This window comes from Alloscardovia theropitheci (assembly GCF_004332295.1).
In the GTDB taxonomy this organism is placed as follows: domain Bacteria; phylum Actinomycetota; class Actinomycetes; order Actinomycetales; family Bifidobacteriaceae; genus Alloscardovia; species Alloscardovia theropitheci.
The window spans coordinates 169,322-183,814 of the sequence record NZ_RXLP01000026.1; the positions used below are offsets into that span (position 1 = coordinate 169,322).

12 protein-coding genes are annotated in these 14,493 nt (G+C 43.1%); 8 read left to right on the forward strand and 4 right to left on the reverse strand.

Features of this window, described 5'->3' with window-relative positions:
• The first annotated feature begins 3 nt into the window (after positions 1-3).
• The 8 genes from EJ419_RS07370 to EJ419_RS07405 all read left to right on the forward strand — a co-directional run bounded on the left by EJ419_RS07370 (position 4) and on the right by EJ419_RS07405 (position 8,676).
• Complete coding sequence (locus tag EJ419_RS07370) at positions 4-459, forward strand: hypothetical protein (protein WP_131285122.1); 456 nt, start codon at positions 4-6, stop codon at positions 457-459.
• A gap of 1 nt (position 460) precedes the next feature.
• Positions 461-745: a holin gene (locus tag EJ419_RS07375; RefSeq protein ID WP_131285124.1), complete on the forward strand. Its 285-nt coding sequence runs from the start codon at positions 461-463 to the stop codon at positions 743-745.
• Positions 746-904: 159 nt separating this feature from the next.
• Positions 905-1,825 carry a GH25 family lysozyme gene (locus tag EJ419_RS07380; protein WP_131285126.1) on the forward strand — a complete coding sequence of 307 codons (921 nt, stop codon included), beginning with the start codon at positions 905-907 and terminating at the stop codon, positions 1,823-1,825.
• A 661-nt stretch (positions 1,826-2,486) separates the two neighbouring features.
• Complete coding sequence (locus EJ419_RS07385; protein ID WP_131285128.1) at positions 2,487-3,002, forward strand: Panacea domain-containing protein; 516 nt, start codon at positions 2,487-2,489, stop codon at positions 3,000-3,002.
• Positions 2,999-3,454 (forward strand): Fic family protein, encoded by a 456-nt coding sequence (locus EJ419_RS07390; RefSeq protein ID WP_131285130.1) that lies wholly within the window; start codon positions 2,999-3,001, stop codon positions 3,452-3,454. The genes EJ419_RS07385 and EJ419_RS07390 overlap by 4 nt, the downstream gene beginning before the upstream one ends.
• A gap of 342 nt (positions 3,455-3,796) precedes the next feature.
• Complete coding sequence (locus EJ419_RS07395; RefSeq protein ID WP_131285132.1) at positions 3,797-5,224, forward strand: C1 family peptidase; 1,428 nt, start codon at positions 3,797-3,799, stop codon at positions 5,222-5,224.
• Positions 5,225-5,574: 350 nt separating this feature from the next.
• Positions 5,575-7,509: a DUF6020 family protein gene (locus EJ419_RS07400; RefSeq protein WP_131285134.1), complete on the forward strand. Its 1,935-nt coding sequence runs from the start codon at positions 5,575-5,577 to the stop codon at positions 7,507-7,509.
• Positions 7,510-7,656: 147 nt separating this feature from the next.
• Entirely contained in the window at positions 7,657-8,676 is a 1,020-nt protein-coding gene (locus EJ419_RS07405) for an amidase domain-containing protein (protein ID WP_131285136.1), read from the forward strand.
• Positions 8,677-9,206: 530 nt separating this feature from the next.
• Here EJ419_RS07405 and araA read toward each other — a convergent pair.
• From araA to EJ419_RS07425, 4 genes are all read right to left on the reverse strand, one after another.
• The gene (araA, locus tag EJ419_RS07410; RefSeq protein WP_131285138.1) at positions 9,207-10,715 is read right to left on the reverse strand and encodes an L-arabinose isomerase; all 1,509 of its coding nucleotides are present in this window, start codon (positions 10,713-10,715) and stop codon (positions 9,207-9,209) included.
• A 55-nt stretch (positions 10,716-10,770) separates the two neighbouring features.
• Positions 10,771-11,463, reverse strand: a complete 693-nt coding sequence (locus tag EJ419_RS07415; protein WP_131285140.1) for an L-ribulose-5-phosphate 4-epimerase — start codon at positions 11,461-11,463, stop codon at positions 10,771-10,773.
• 62 nt (positions 11,464-11,525) lie between these two features.
• Positions 11,526-13,136, reverse strand: coding sequence for a xylulokinase (locus tag EJ419_RS07420; protein WP_131285142.1), 1,611 nt, complete (start codon positions 13,134-13,136; stop codon positions 11,526-11,528).
• A gap of 212 nt (positions 13,137-13,348) precedes the next feature.
• A complete protein-coding gene (locus EJ419_RS07425) occupies positions 13,349-14,458 on the reverse strand; it encodes a LacI family DNA-binding transcriptional regulator (protein WP_131285144.1) in 1,110 nt (369 codons plus the stop codon).
• Between the last annotated feature and the right edge of the window lie 35 nt (positions 14,459-14,493).

The following is a 14,493-nucleotide window of genomic DNA, read 5'->3' on the forward strand; positions in this document are numbered from 1 at the left end:
CACATGCCACCACTCAGCCCCTTCGACCTCGACAACGTCATCGTAGCCCTCATCACAGGACTCATCAGCTTCACAGTCGCATACATCACATCGCGCTCGCAAGCTAAAAACGATGAGAAACAGTCGAAAAAAATCCAAGTAGAAATCGAAACTGAACTACGAGAACAGCTCCGCGAAACAGATCACCGCGTAGGACAGTTATCTGACCTTTTAGGACAGGAACAAGAGAAACGTCGAGATTTAAAAAATCAATTAACGACGTTAGAACTCAAAGACGATATCAAAACAGCATACATACGTTCTGTCGGACATTGGCTTGCAGATTTATGCGAAGTATTAGAACCTGCCTGGTCTAAAAAACACCCTAAACCACATCTGCCAGCTGAAATCCGTCACGATATCGAACACACAGCACAACAAGTCGGCTTACAAGTTAACCAAACCAATAAGGAGAAATAAAATGACACACTTCAACAAAGAATTCTGGCTCGACACTGCTGAACGAGCAGTAAAAACAGCTGCACAAGCAGCAATCGGAGTCCTCGGTACAGGGGCAGTTGGGCTACTCCAAATCGACTGGACAAACGTCCTATCCGTAACCCTCATGGCAGCATTAATCAGTATTCTCACCTCCATCGCTTCAGCAGGCGGAGAAACCGTCTCCCCAGCAAGCCTTATCAAAACCACACAAACAACAGGACGACACATACAAACACTCGAAGAACACAGTAAGGAAAACGAGTGACACAACTCAAACACATACTCCTCACACTCCTCATAATCCTGCTAACAGCATTCATGTTTGCAGGATTATTCATTATCGGAGCACTCACACTCGTAGCACTCACAAAATTCCTACTCATCGTCTACTTCATAGCAATCTAAAAACAGAAAGGACCACATCATGGCATTAAACGGAATCGACATCAGCAACTGGCAAGCAAACATAGACCTCACCAAAATAAGCTTCGACTTCGTCATCGCCAAAGCAACACAAGGCACACACTACGTCAGCCCATCATGCGACAAACAAATCCAACAAGCAAAAACACTCGGCAAACTCTACGGCGTCTACCACTACGCAGAAGGAACAGACCCAACAGCAGAAGCAAACTACTTCCTCACCAACATCCAAGGCTACCTCCACCAAGCACTCCTCGTCCTCGACTTCGAAGCAGGAGAAAACAACGCCTGGAACAACAACCCAAACACATGGATAAAAACATTCTGCGACCACATCACCAACCAAACAGGAATCAAACCACTCATCTACATACAAGCATCCGCGCTCGCTAAGGTTGCGAATGTTGGTGATTATGGTTTGTGGATTGCTCAGTATGCGAATAATGATCCTACGGGTTATCAGGCTACTCCGTGGAATGAGGGAGCTTATAACTGTGCTATGCGTCAGTATTCTTCGAACGGTCGTTTTACTGGCTACAATGGGCCATTAGATGTGAATAAGTTCTATGGTGATGCTACTGCGTGGAATAAGTACGCTAACCCTACAGGCGCAGCTACAACTTCCCCACAGGCAACTACTGCTCCTACAGTTGATATTGAGCAGTTAGCACGTGATGTTATTGCTGGCAAGTATGGTGACGGTGATGCTCGTCGTAATGCGCTTGGAGCTAACTATGATACTGTACAAGCACGTGTCAATCAGATTGTAGGCACGCAGAAGACATATCATACGGTGTCTCGTGGTGAAACATTAAGTGGTATCGCTGCACGTTACGGTACAAGCTGGCAAAAGCTCGCTCGTATTAACAGCTTGAGTAATCCTAATCTAATTCATCCAGGACAAACACTACTCATCCAGTAAAAGCATTATTCTCCATCAAGCACAGCCCCTAACTCTTACATGAGAGTTAGGGGCATTTTTTGTTATCTACATACAAACACATTATGAGCTTCAAATCTCACAGCCATGCTTTACTGCGATGGATAAGATACACTGGAAATGCATGAAAAATTAAACAGAGAAAAGAACAGGTATACACCAAGTATATACTTTTGCAAAACGAGAATGCTTCTAAAGCTAATATTTGCAACGCTTAAACCACTATCATAGGACAGTCTTCCAAACTGATTACGCGGGTTCGATTCCCGTCATCCGCTCCACCTGTAATCACAGGGTTTTCTAAGCATTTTCAACAATTCTAAGCAATTTTATACATGCAAGTTTTTTGCAAGTTTTTGCCCTAGATTGTTCTTTGTTGTCCTAAAAGTATACTTTAAATATACTTTTATTCTTTTCTCATAAGCACACCAATATGAGAAAGGACTAACTCATGCCGAGAACGAAAACACGGCGAGAAAACGGTCAAGGAACCATCTGGCAAGACAAAAATAAAAAATGGCATACGCCGACTTATCGGCACTAACCCACGTACAGGCAAACTCTCGACATATCTTGAAGCAGTTGTAAATCAATTAACTACCCCGTATAATATAATGTTTACTGTAAATGATGGGAGGGAAATATGACACTAACAGCTTTAGACATCGCTAACTTGTTCATTACTCGCCATCAATCTCTGAACTTCTCTAATCTGTCGCTTAATAAACTCGTTTATTTTGCACAAGTGGAGTCTTTACGAGAAACCGGAAAACCTCTCTATGATTCAGAGATTCAAGCATGGCAATATGGGCCAGTAGAACCAGATGTATACCATGCGTTCCAATCGTACGGGCATGAGCATATCGCGAATCCTTCAAAAAAAATAGTAAATGATGCGTACGCGACAAATATCGTTGACATTGTCGCAGAAAAATATGGATTCCTGACTGCTTATGATCTCGTAACGTACTCGCATAGAGAAAACAGTGCTTGGAAAAACACATATGACGGCGATCGAAATAAAACGATAACCAACAAGGATATCTTGAATTCAGATGATGTAAAAAGCTATCCCGCACGAGAAGGAACCATGCTTCAAGATATGGATGATATCTACAATAGATATCACAATACCTTCCGCTTGCTAGGTGATGCATGAAAACGAGCTGCCTTGATTATGATCAAGAGCAGCTCGATGCTCTCATATCTGATATCGACACATATCATCGTAAGGTCATTAAAGATCAGGGATTTAATATAAATCTTCCTAACACTCGGGCAAAAGTTGAATCAGTAGTTTATTCATGCTTCACCTCATATTATGGTGGTAACATCAACGACCAGCATGGTTACATAGATATTTTCGACCAAGTATCCGATTTTGCTTATCACTTAGCAGCTGCACATGCATACTCCGATGCGAATAAGCGCACAACAGTACTTACAATGCTCTTGCTCCTAAAACGCGCAAAGATTTATATCAACTTTTTAGATTCCGATGACACGACTGAAAACAAGCTATACCAATGGATACAAGAGTTAGTACAGAGGAAACGTACATATAAACAACTTGCTCAAGAGCTTCGGGAGCACTCGCAGTCACTGGCATAATCCCAGCAATCTGTTCATACAAAATATGCATAACTTGAAACCGCTCCACGCAACAGGCAAATTCAATCTCCCAAATAGCCTTGCTTCAGGAGTCGTATCACAGCTAAGCTATAGAGACACCTCACGTAAGCGCTTCGTACCTTCATTCAAAAGCGCTCATCATGCTTCACCACACAACCTCTATCCTCATACCCCATGCTGAGTATGATTTTCTTCATAGCCTTTAACGGTTTCCCTCATATAGCAGGTGCACCGATGAGTTCATAATCAATGGATTTATCAATATACACATCGCATACATGGAGAAACCAAGTAATTACATAGATGAAATAGGAGATAAAAATGGCAGATAAAGCGCTAGCTCTTTCCTCGCTGAGCACTTATTCTGAGCACTTCAATGCAGAACGTGCGAATCGCGTTGCAGCAAATGCAGCTGTGAGCATGGGAGTTCTCAAGGCAGCTACTTCGTATGCTGGCTCTCGCGAGACACCAATGGATTTCAATATTGAGCTCAAGCAGGGGTCTATTACTAATCAGGAGCGTTCTGGCCGCTGCTGGATGTTTGCAGGTCTTAATGTATTGCGTTATGAATTAATGCATAAGTGGAATCTCGCTGATTTTGAATTCTCTGAAAATTATCTTTTCTTCTGGGAGAAGATGGAGAAGGCAAACTCATATCTTGAGTACGTTATCGAAACGATTGATGCTCCAGTAGATGACCGTCGTTTCCAAGCTATTAATGAAGGCCCTGTTGACGATGGAAACTGGTGGAAGGGCTTCGCTGATCTCGTCTCTAAGTACGGATTGGTGCCAAAGAGCGCTTACCCAGAATCCGCTAATTCTCGTAGTTCTGATGACTTCATCCAGTACATCAACTCAAAGATGCGCGAATTCGCAGCTCAGATGCGCCAAGCTCATAAGGATGGTGAGACTGAAGAACAGATTCGAGCTCGCAAAGATGAGTACATGGACCTCGTATACCGCATGTGCGCTATTTCCTTGGGCGAACCACCTGTAAAGTTTGATTTCTTTGCACGCGTTGAAGACGAGAAGAAAGATGACAAGAAGGACGATAGCAAGAGCGACGAGTCCGATTCTACTTCAACCAAAGCTGAAGATAAGCCAAAGGATGGCAAGGACACTCGTAAGCAGATTGTAGATTTGGGCATTACTCCTATGGAGTTCTACAAAAAGTATGTTCCTGTTGATGTTAACGACTATGAGACTGTTATTAACAGCCCGCTCGAGTCAACTCCTTATGGCAAGCGCTACGCATACAAGAACTCAGCAACCGTTATCGAAGCTGGAAATATGGATGCAGTAAATGTTGATCTCGACACATTCCGTAACCTTACTGTTCAGATGATTAAGAATGGTCATCCAGTATGGTTTGCATGTGATTGCACACAATTCTCTCTTCGTGGTGATGGCTTCTTTGATGAGAATACTGTTCGTGTTGATGAACTCTTTGGCACAACTTTCAACCTTGATAAAGCTCAAGGACTCGAATACATGGACTATCCAAGCAACCATGCTATGACTTTCGTGGGTGTCAACCTTGATGAGGATGGAAATCCAAACCGCTGGAGGGTCGAGAATAGCTGGGGCAAGGAAAACGGCAAAGATGGCTACTATGCTATGACAAATAAGTGGTTTGATCGCTTTGTCCGTGAAGTCATTATTCGTAAAGAATATTTGGATCCTCAGTTGCTTGAGGCTGAAACTGTTGAGCTTGAACCTTGGCAGCCTGTAAGCCGCAAAGCCAAGTAAAGTAAGATAAACCTAAAGCCGTTACGTTCATACTTTTAAATCTTCGTTGCAAAGTTGGTGCACGATTACACCGTATGCCAGCCAAGCACATCAACTGTGTACATTACCTGTGCACATCAACTATGAGAGATATGTATGAATGTAACGGTTTTTCTGTATACCTAATATTCTCTTGATATAATTTTGCTTCGGTAAAGTTCTAACAAAAGTTTAGGCTTAACCTGAGTGAGAGTATTGGATTGCTTCGCTACTAAATAGTTCAGTTATACAGTCTATGTTGTGGAGCACCAACCTGACAACAACGCACCTATAACAAGATGCCATTTGTGCAGCTAAAATGAGGAGTTTACATGAGCGCTTCCACCACATCTGCGACTCACAAAATCGCGTGGGGAAATATTGCTGCGTGGGCTCTTGCTGCCTTAGCGAGCGCGTGGGTTGCATTATGCACAAGTGTAGGGCCAATTTATCGTCGCGATCACTCCATTGCAACGTTTGGAATTGGAAATGCAATTCTTTTTGCGATTACATGGATTCTATGTATGACCGTTATTTGGCTGCTCGTGCGTTTATGCCAACCGCAATCAGGGATTCTTCATTTTCTTACACAACGATGGCACCACCTCCACCCAAAGTTGAACAAAAAATGGAATGCTTTCAAGCTCCAACATAAGCGTTTTAATAATCGTCTTCGCGCTTTCACCTCGTGGTGGCATAAAATTCGTCAGTACATTCTTGTTATGACGAACAGTTGGTGGAAAATTGCGCTCATCTTACTCACATTTTGGACGATTCAATTTATCCTCGTTCCTACCATTTTTGCTGCCGATTTAATGAGTCAATACGCTGAAATGACTCGTTGGACCACATCACTCAACGGAACTTATGTCTCCTATGCCGACACTTTTAACGTGGTCGATATCTACCCTATCGCGCATTATATGTGGCCAGATACACCTACGTATCTGACGAATCAGCATAACGTTGTACTAACGTTCATTTATGGTGCAACCTTGATTTGGTCGCAGCGCAATACAGGTACGATTGACTTGGGGTTAGTTATCCTATCCTTTACTCAAATGGTTTTCGCCATTTTCTGTGTAAGCGTTACTCTCAATCGTTTCTTTACTTTTGGAAGACCACTGCGTATCTATAATCGTTCGCATTCACATCTCAAGAACAGCGAAGCATCTATCGCTTGGCGAGTAGTTATCTTACTCTTTTTCATTCTTAATCCTCAAGTTTTATATTCAACCACTGCTTTGACTAAGTCCCCTCTTTTCGCATTTGCTTTCCTTTGGTGGTTTGGTCAATGGTATGAGATTTTCTCGCGTAGAGATCGCACGCACATTCCACGCTCGCTCATCGTTGGCATTGTTGTGAGCACTGCAGTTATGCTCAGCTCGGCAAAATATGCAACGTATATTATTGCTGTTCAAATCGTACTTATTTTTATAGCCGACCGTAAACGCTGGCGGGCATATCTTATTTCACTCGTTATCCCATTCATTATTTTCCAAGGTGCTTTAACGATAGCTGTTAATACCGGCTCGATTATATCTGGAGATCCTATTGAGAGCAGAGGTATACAGTTGCAACAAATAGCACGCGTTATGCGAGATGACCCATCAAGTGTTTCCGAAGAAGTTCGTAGCGAGCTTAGACCTATTTTTAACTTGTATACGATGGGGGCAACTTACTCTCCTGATGATGCAGACCGAGTGAAATCATCTGGTAGCGACGGAAAAGTTGAAACATATAAATGGGAAACTGTTACCCAAGAAGATATGGCGAATTTCAATAAAGCGTGGCTAAGCTTGGGGCTGACTCATCCGACAATTTATGTAGACGCTTTCTTGGCTAAAGTTTACGGTTATTTTGATGTGAACGATACCCCATACGTATCTACAAGTTATTATTTGAGCAATTCACGAATCTCTAACGCGCCGATACTTCGATATTGGGTACCTCAGGTACGTCAAATCGAACAACTATTTAGCAATACCATCGGCGAGATTCCAATATTAGGATGGCTCATGCATGGTAACTTCTACGTTGTGTGCGTTCTTCTGCTCGGATGTGCAGTTATCATCCTTCGTCGATGGAAAGATCTCTTACGATATAGTCCGCTTATCCTTCTCATGGGCGTTATGATTATGGCTCCAGCCAATAATTTTGAACGTCATATGCTTCCTCTATCTTTCGTAGCGATTCTTATGCTTTTGCATTTCGTAAGAACTGCACGTTTAACATATGCACGTTATCGAATCTCGAAAGTAATGTAGTTAGTTCTCTACATTCTTACTGCATCATGCATTTCAGTTCATAGACAGAGTGTACTTCCAGTAGTAAAATAGTATTACTTTATTCACGGCTGAATAGAGCGACATATAACTTACAGTAATCATCGATGATTGTTGAAAGGAACTACAATGCTACATAAAAAGCAATGTAAATTGATTACACTATTATCTGTTGTTACCTTAACGGTTCTCGTAGGAACTCCACATGCATATGCAGGGCAAACTTCAGAATCTGAAAATCCTTATGAGCTAACGCAGAATAGCTATAATTTTCTCAGTGAAAAGTTTTCGCTGCTAGACACATATAAAAGTCCTGAAGCAGCTAAGAAAACTTTTACGGATAAATACACGACTGCTATAACCAAGCTTCAGCAACAATACTCACTCCCTGCATTAACTGAAGATACCGCAACGCTTTATAAAAATACTCTGGTATCGCATAGTAACAGTACTGTAGACAGTCAAGAAATCTTAGAATTTTTAGACTTATATGAGAATAAGAGTGAGAATGCTGAGATTATCCGTAATCTTATCGCAGTGGCTCATAGTTACGAAATCGGTGAAGTATCAAAAAGGCAAGCTGTTGAGACTGCGCGGATGCTTGTGCCAACGAAGCAAGAAAATGGGAATGATAGACCATATTATCCCGATAGAAATTCTGGCATAAATCTTGCGGCAGCCCGTGCATATGCTGCGAAGTACGCTGTCAATGCTAATCAGCAATATGGGGTCATGAAAAGAGGCTGGGGGCCTTGGATTGAAGATGCTGATTGTACCAATTTCGCATCTCAAATCCTTCACGCAGGCGGAATTGGAATGGTTTATGGGAACAAAGATCAAGGTTGGTGGTGGAGAGGCGCCGACGAAAACAACCATTCTGTTTCATGGGTAAATGCCAATGTATTTAAGAATTATATGGGAAGTGGCTATCACGTGAAAGATTGGAATGCATTTGTCGTTTATGTCCGTGATGGTGATTTTATCGGAGTTGACTTCTCTAACGATGGATCCGTTGATCATATCGGTTTTGTTTATCAAAAATCCGGAAACCGCTTACGAATCGCTCAACACACCCGTAACTATCTAGATTGGAATGGCCATTGGCCAGATTCAAGTCATAAAGGAATGTATTACCGTGTACGCCGATAAATATTTCAAAGACTCAAAGCTACTCTTAGCTTTATATTTCACTCTTATTAATGTTTTTCCCACTATAGTTGCGGCGTGTAGCATTTACCTCACCGGCTATTTCGACGTCAGTAGCAACATGGCTTTTTTCTTCGTCTCGATTTTATTCCCTCTTATTTGTCTTTCATTCATTATGAGGATGACTAAGAGCTGGCAAAGAATTATTCTTTCCGCATTCTGTATAGGCGAGTTCATACTTTGCTTTACTACTGATTTCCTTGGTTCTATAGCATCGTATCTTTACATTCGACATATTTCTTATATTTATGATTCACGAGTAAAAATAATCACTCTAATTATCATATTTATTTTGAATATCATAATGACATTCATATTGCTACGATCAAAACCACCGCTAGTCGCTACACACGAAACAACACCAAATTAGCAGAACAAAATAACCAAAACAATGGGGAGAAACTCACAATTATACGAGTTCCTCCCCATATTTATTACATTATCCGAGGTTATCGAGATTCACCCGATACAACTTAGAAATGCTCGTTTAGACGATAAAAGACATCGTTAACTCGTAGATTTGTTTCAAATTCTGCCGGAGTTGTCTTCTCATCAATAACAGCAAGTTCTACTCCCGCCATACGAGCAAAATCTTCCCATGCCTCGCGACCAACTGTTGTAGTCATACATGTATGATGAGCTGCACCTGCAAGAAGCCAGCATTGCGTAGCGTCCTTTAAGTTTGGACGTGGTTCCCACAATGCACGTGCTGTAGGAAGCTTTGGCAAATCCTGATCAGGTTCTACTACGTCGACAACATTCATAACCAAACGGAAGCGTTCACGTACATCGCTCATAGCAACGACTACAGCATCCTTCTTAGGGGTAGCAGTAAAGACCAAACGAACTGGGTCTTCCTTGCCGCCTATTCCAAGAGGATGAATTTCGAGCTTGGCTTTTCCATCGGTCTTAAGAGTTGGAGACACCTCAAGCATATGAGCTCCGAGAATCTTTTCCTTGCCAGGCACAAGATTATAAGAATAGTCTTCCATGAGTGAGCATCCACCCTCGAGACCATAACCCATAACGTTTCCAATGCGCACAAGCATTGCCGTCTTCCAGTCGCCTTCGGCAGAGAATCCATATCCATCTGCCATCAAGCGCTGCACACCTACGCCTGGAAGTTGACGAAGCGCTCCCAAATCTTCAAAGTTGTCCACAGCAACCGTGGCGCCAACTTCTTCGAGCATGTCACGCATACCAAGTTCTTCTTGAGCAGCAACATACAAGGATTCATAACGTTCACCAAGCAATTCAGGCGCAACATCATATTCCTTCTTGTATTCTTCAATAAGAGCTTCCACACGTTCTTTAGATACAGCGTTGACATGCTCAACGAGTTCGTTAACCGGCCACGTGTTAATAGAAGCACCAAATACGCGCTCCGCCTCAGTCTTGTCACCTTCGGTAACTGCGACGTTTCGCATATTATCGCCCCAGCGCATCACTTTCATAGTGTTCGCAGCATCCCAACCGGCGCATGCACGAGCCCACACACCAATGCGCTCAGCAACATCAGGGTCCGTATAGTGTCCGACAACTATCTTTCTCGCAATTCCTAGGCGCGTTACGATATAACCAAATTCACGATCTCCATGAGCAGCTTGGTTCAAATTCATGAAGTCCATATCCATGCTCTGCCATGGTATTTCTTGATGATGCTGAGTATTGAGCTGCAGGAGTGGCTTCTTTAATTCATTAAGGCCACGAATCCACATCTTAGCTGGGCTAAAAGTATGCATCCACGCGATAACGCCGATGCATTCAGGAGCAGCTGTTGCTTCTTGCATGAACTTCTTAATCGAGTCAGAATCCTTAAGCGTTGGCTTCAGCACGAGCTTTACAGGAATTGCAGGGCTTGCGTCCAATGTATCAACAATCTCGCGTGATTGCTGTGCTACTTGTTGCAGTGTCTCTTCGCCATATAAATCCTGAGATCCTACAGCAAACCAAATTTCTTTACCTTCAAATGGATTCTTCATTGAATTTCCTTTCTGTATATTCTCGAACCATTTTTTTTAGTTTTATAACTGTCGATTAATGCTGACCATACACATTCTGATAACGGTCGTTAAGCTTATCAATATCTTGTTGAGGAATTGGGATAACTCCTCCGAGCATCTGTGCAGCCCATACAGTATGCGCCACTTCCTCGGTCATCGCAGCTGCTTTTACTGCTGATTCTGCATCCTTTCCGATGGTGAATGGTCCGTGATTTTGCATGAGAACAGCTGGAGATTTTGGATATTTCTTAAGAGTTTCTACTACTCCCTCTCCAATTGCTTCTGAACCAATGAGTCGGAATGGGCCGACAGGAACTTCTCCTCCGAATTCATCACCCATCATTGTGAGCGCGCAAGGTATGTTCTTGCCAGTTGCAGCCCATGCTGTCGCATATGTGGAATGTGTATGGACTACACCATAAACATCAGGCATATGACGATAAATATAGCAATGCGAAGCCGTATCCGATGAAGGAGAAGCAGCCCCATCAACTACATTGCCATCAAGATCGCACACGACCATGCTGGCAGGTGTGAGATATTCATAGCGAAGTCCTGATGGCTTAATGACCATCAAATCAGCTGTCTTCAAGCGTTGGGAAACATTACCTGCAGTCCATACAACAAGATTCCATTTAAGAAGTTGATCGTGCAAACTTGCTACGATTTCTCGTACTTGCTTAACTTCCGCACGAGTTTCCTCAGAATAATCTGCTAAAGTAGCCATCTTTTCTCCTTATAATTAAAAGCGATTTAAAAATTTGCAAGTTATGGATGTTATGTCGAAACTTATCGTGATTCTATATCAATTGATTCCACGGCAGCTTTCTCAATACTAAGTCCTTGCTTAAATCGAGCAAAGAAGTCTTCAAAGCCCTTTACATCAGTATCAATTGGCTGCTCAGTGGAATACTGCGCATCCGCAAATACACGCGAATCAAGATACTCGTCAAGTAATTGATCTGAATGTGCTGTGTAGTCAGCGAGAACTGCCATGCCCCATGCTCCACCTTCAGACGCAGTACTCATAACACGTATAGGAGTATTAAATGCTGCAGCCAAAATTCGCTGGGCTACCACTGGAGTCGTAAAGATACCTCCATGACCAACGAGTGAATCCACCTGCACTCCTTCATCGTGCGTCAGCACGTCCATTCCCACTTTTACTGGAGCAAACGCTGAGAAGAGCTGCGCACGCATAAAGTTTCCAAGTGTCATAGATGATTGAGGTCCGCGCGCAAATACAGGACGACCTTCTTCTAGACCCACCAGGAATTCACCAGAGTAGAAGCAATAATTAAGCAACCCACCTGCATGAGCATCAGTACTAGGATCAATTGCAGCATTAAAAAGAACTGAGAAGAGCTGCGCATCTGACATCTCAATACCAGCGGCTGTAACAAATTGACGGAACAACCCCACCCACGCATTGAGGTCCGAGGTGAAATTATTCGCGTGAGACATGCCTGCCAAATCACCTGCTGGTGTCGTGACCACATCAATTTCAGGATGCAACCCCTTAAGCTTGTGCTCAAGCACAACCATAGCAAAGATCGACGTTCCAGCTGAGACATTTCCTGTACGTACTCGTACAGAATTCGTTGCTACCATACCCGTTCCAGCATCGCCTTCAGGTGGAGCAAGCACAGATCCTGCTTGCAATGTGCCTGTCGGGTCGAGAAGCTTTGCACCTTTATCTGTAAGAACCCCGGCCTCTTGTCCTGCTACAAGAACTTGTGGCAATATTTCGCGAATGCTCCATGGCTGTGAACTCACTTCTGGCAAACTCTCGAACTTTCTCAAGAGCTCCTCTTCATACTGATGAGTATGAGGATCAATTGGGAACATTCCCGATGCATCGCCAATGCCAAGAACCTTTTCCCCTGTCAATTGCCAGTGCACATATCCGGCAAGAGTTGTCACAAAGTTCAGGGACGATACGTGCTCCTCTTGATTGAGTATTGCCTGATAAATGTGGGCGATAGACCAGCGCTGTGGGATGTTATATTGGAAAAGCTCAGATAACTTCTCATGTGCTTCTTGAGTATTCGTATTTCTCCAAGTACGAAATGGCACGAGTAAATTATCATCGGCATCAAATGCAAGATACCCATGCATCATTGCGGAAAAACCCATACGCGCTATATGAGTCAGCTTAACTCCATAGTCTTTCTCGACATTGCTAGCCAACTTTGCGTATGCATCACGAACGCCTTCCCACACTTCGTCGAGAGTATACGTCCATAAGCCGTTATCCAGATGATTTTCCCATGCATGATCCCCCTGAGCAAGTGTCTGATAGTTCTCATCTATAAGAACTGCTTTGATACGAGTCGAACCGAACTCGATACCGAGAGAAGTGTTGCCTTGAGCGATAGCTTCTGTTTGCGTCTGTACCATTTCTCACTCCATTGTGTCAGTTGTCGTGTTAGTTGTCATGGTAAGGTTATTGCCTATTCTGTTATGCTCAGTATGAGCATCATTTCCATTTATGTGAACGTTCACATTTCTTACATTCAATTATACACTGAATTCATACGCTACTCAAATTTAACATCGTTGAAACTGCCTGCAGCACTAGTTTTACTAGTACAAAACTCCGTCACCGAGTCTTATCGTTCCTGGCGTGTCGATTCACGAATAACGAGCTGAGGCTCTACAAGATACATGTAAGAAAATTCGCGGGAGACAATCGGTTCGGGTTGCATCTCATATGCTTCGTTATTAATCACTGGCTTATAGCTGAGCATATCTAATACGAGTCGCATAGCTACAGAACCAACTTTTTCGTACTGAGGGTTGACCGTTGTCATCGCTGGCATTAAACTTTCCGTACCCGGCATATCGTCATAGCCAACAATGCTGACATCCTTCGGTATATCAAGCCCCGCTTCTTGAACGGCTCGATATGCCCCCATCCCCAGTAAATCATTTGCTGTCCAAATTGTACAGTTTTTAAGATGATCAGAGCCAACTTCTTTAATTAATCGCGAAAGATGCTCGTAGCTTTTGCTACTTACCCAATCATCGGCATCTATTATATCCACGCTCAACCCATGTAGCTTGCAAGCCCGCTCACATGCACTACGACGAGTATAAGCATCACGCCATTGCTCAGGGCCATTGATGTAATACACGTGACGTATGCCAGCATGCTTAAGCCGCGAAGCAATATCGCTACTCACCTGTGATTGATCAGTGCACACGAATTTAATTTTTTCTTCGTCGAACCCTCTGCTGTCTAAGCTTTGAATACCTTCGGGCGCCGTAATAAGCACGCGAGGAACACGGCTATCAGGTTGGGCAGCAAGCGTAAGCATATTTTCTGTTGGTGCAACGATGACCATCGCCTCCACACCCAATTGGATAAAGCTCTGCTCTATTTGCGCAAAATCATTGCGTGAAAGATGCGCTTCATCAACAGTTGCAAGCGATACGAATAAACCATGATCTCTCGCCATCTTTTCAATAGCGGCAAGAGTAAGCAATGGGCCTGCATATTGAGTTTGCGATGCAATGACACCAATCATTCGCGTTCGTTGCGTTTTCAATGTCTGCGCCGACAATGATGGATGATAATCAAGTGTTTCAATCGCATCTAAAACCCTTCGACGCGTTTCCTCGCGAACAGAAGAAGAATTATTGATCACTCTCGAAATAGTTTGGTACGATACACCCGCAGCGTGAGCCACGTCAACAATCGAAACCTTCTTTTTACTCATACGTCCAGTGTATTACACATATCTTAGCTTGTAAG

Bases quoted from the DNA above. Each gene is read 5' to 3' on its own strand.
- EJ419_RS07370 (WP_131285122.1), top strand. From the start codon at position 4: ATGCCACCACTCAGCCCCTTCGACCTCGACAACGTCATCGTAGCCCTC.
- EJ419_RS07375 (WP_131285124.1), top strand. From the start codon at position 461: ATGACACACTTCAACAAAGAATTCTGGCTCGACACTGCTGAACGAGCA.
- EJ419_RS07380 (WP_131285126.1), top strand. From the start codon at position 905: ATGGCATTAAACGGAATCGACATCAGCAACTGGCAAGCAAACATAGAC.
- EJ419_RS07385 (WP_131285128.1), top strand. From the start codon at position 2,487: ATGACACTAACAGCTTTAGACATCGCTAACTTGTTCATTACTCGCCAT.
- EJ419_RS07390 (WP_131285130.1), top strand. From the start codon at position 2,999: ATGAAAACGAGCTGCCTTGATTATGATCAAGAGCAGCTCGATGCTCTC.
- EJ419_RS07395 (WP_131285132.1), top strand. From the start codon at position 3,797: ATGGCAGATAAAGCGCTAGCTCTTTCCTCGCTGAGCACTTATTCTGAG.
- EJ419_RS07400 (WP_131285134.1), top strand. From the start codon at position 5,575: ATGAGCGCTTCCACCACATCTGCGACTCACAAAATCGCGTGGGGAAAT.
- EJ419_RS07405 (WP_131285136.1), top strand. From the start codon at position 7,657: ATGCTACATAAAAAGCAATGTAAATTGATTACACTATTATCTGTTGTT.
- araA (WP_131285138.1), bottom strand. From the start codon at position 10,715: ATGAAGAATCCATTTGAAGGTAAAGAAATTTGGTTTGCTGTAGGATCT.
- EJ419_RS07415 (WP_131285140.1), bottom strand. From the start codon at position 11,463: ATGGCTACTTTAGCAGATTATTCTGAGGAAACTCGTGCGGAAGTTAAG.
- EJ419_RS07420 (WP_131285142.1), bottom strand. From the start codon at position 13,136: ATGGTACAGACGCAAACAGAAGCTATCGCTCAAGGCAACACTTCTCTC.
- EJ419_RS07425 (WP_131285144.1), bottom strand. From the start codon at position 14,458: ATGAGTAAAAAGAAGGTTTCGATTGTTGACGTGGCTCACGCTGCGGGT.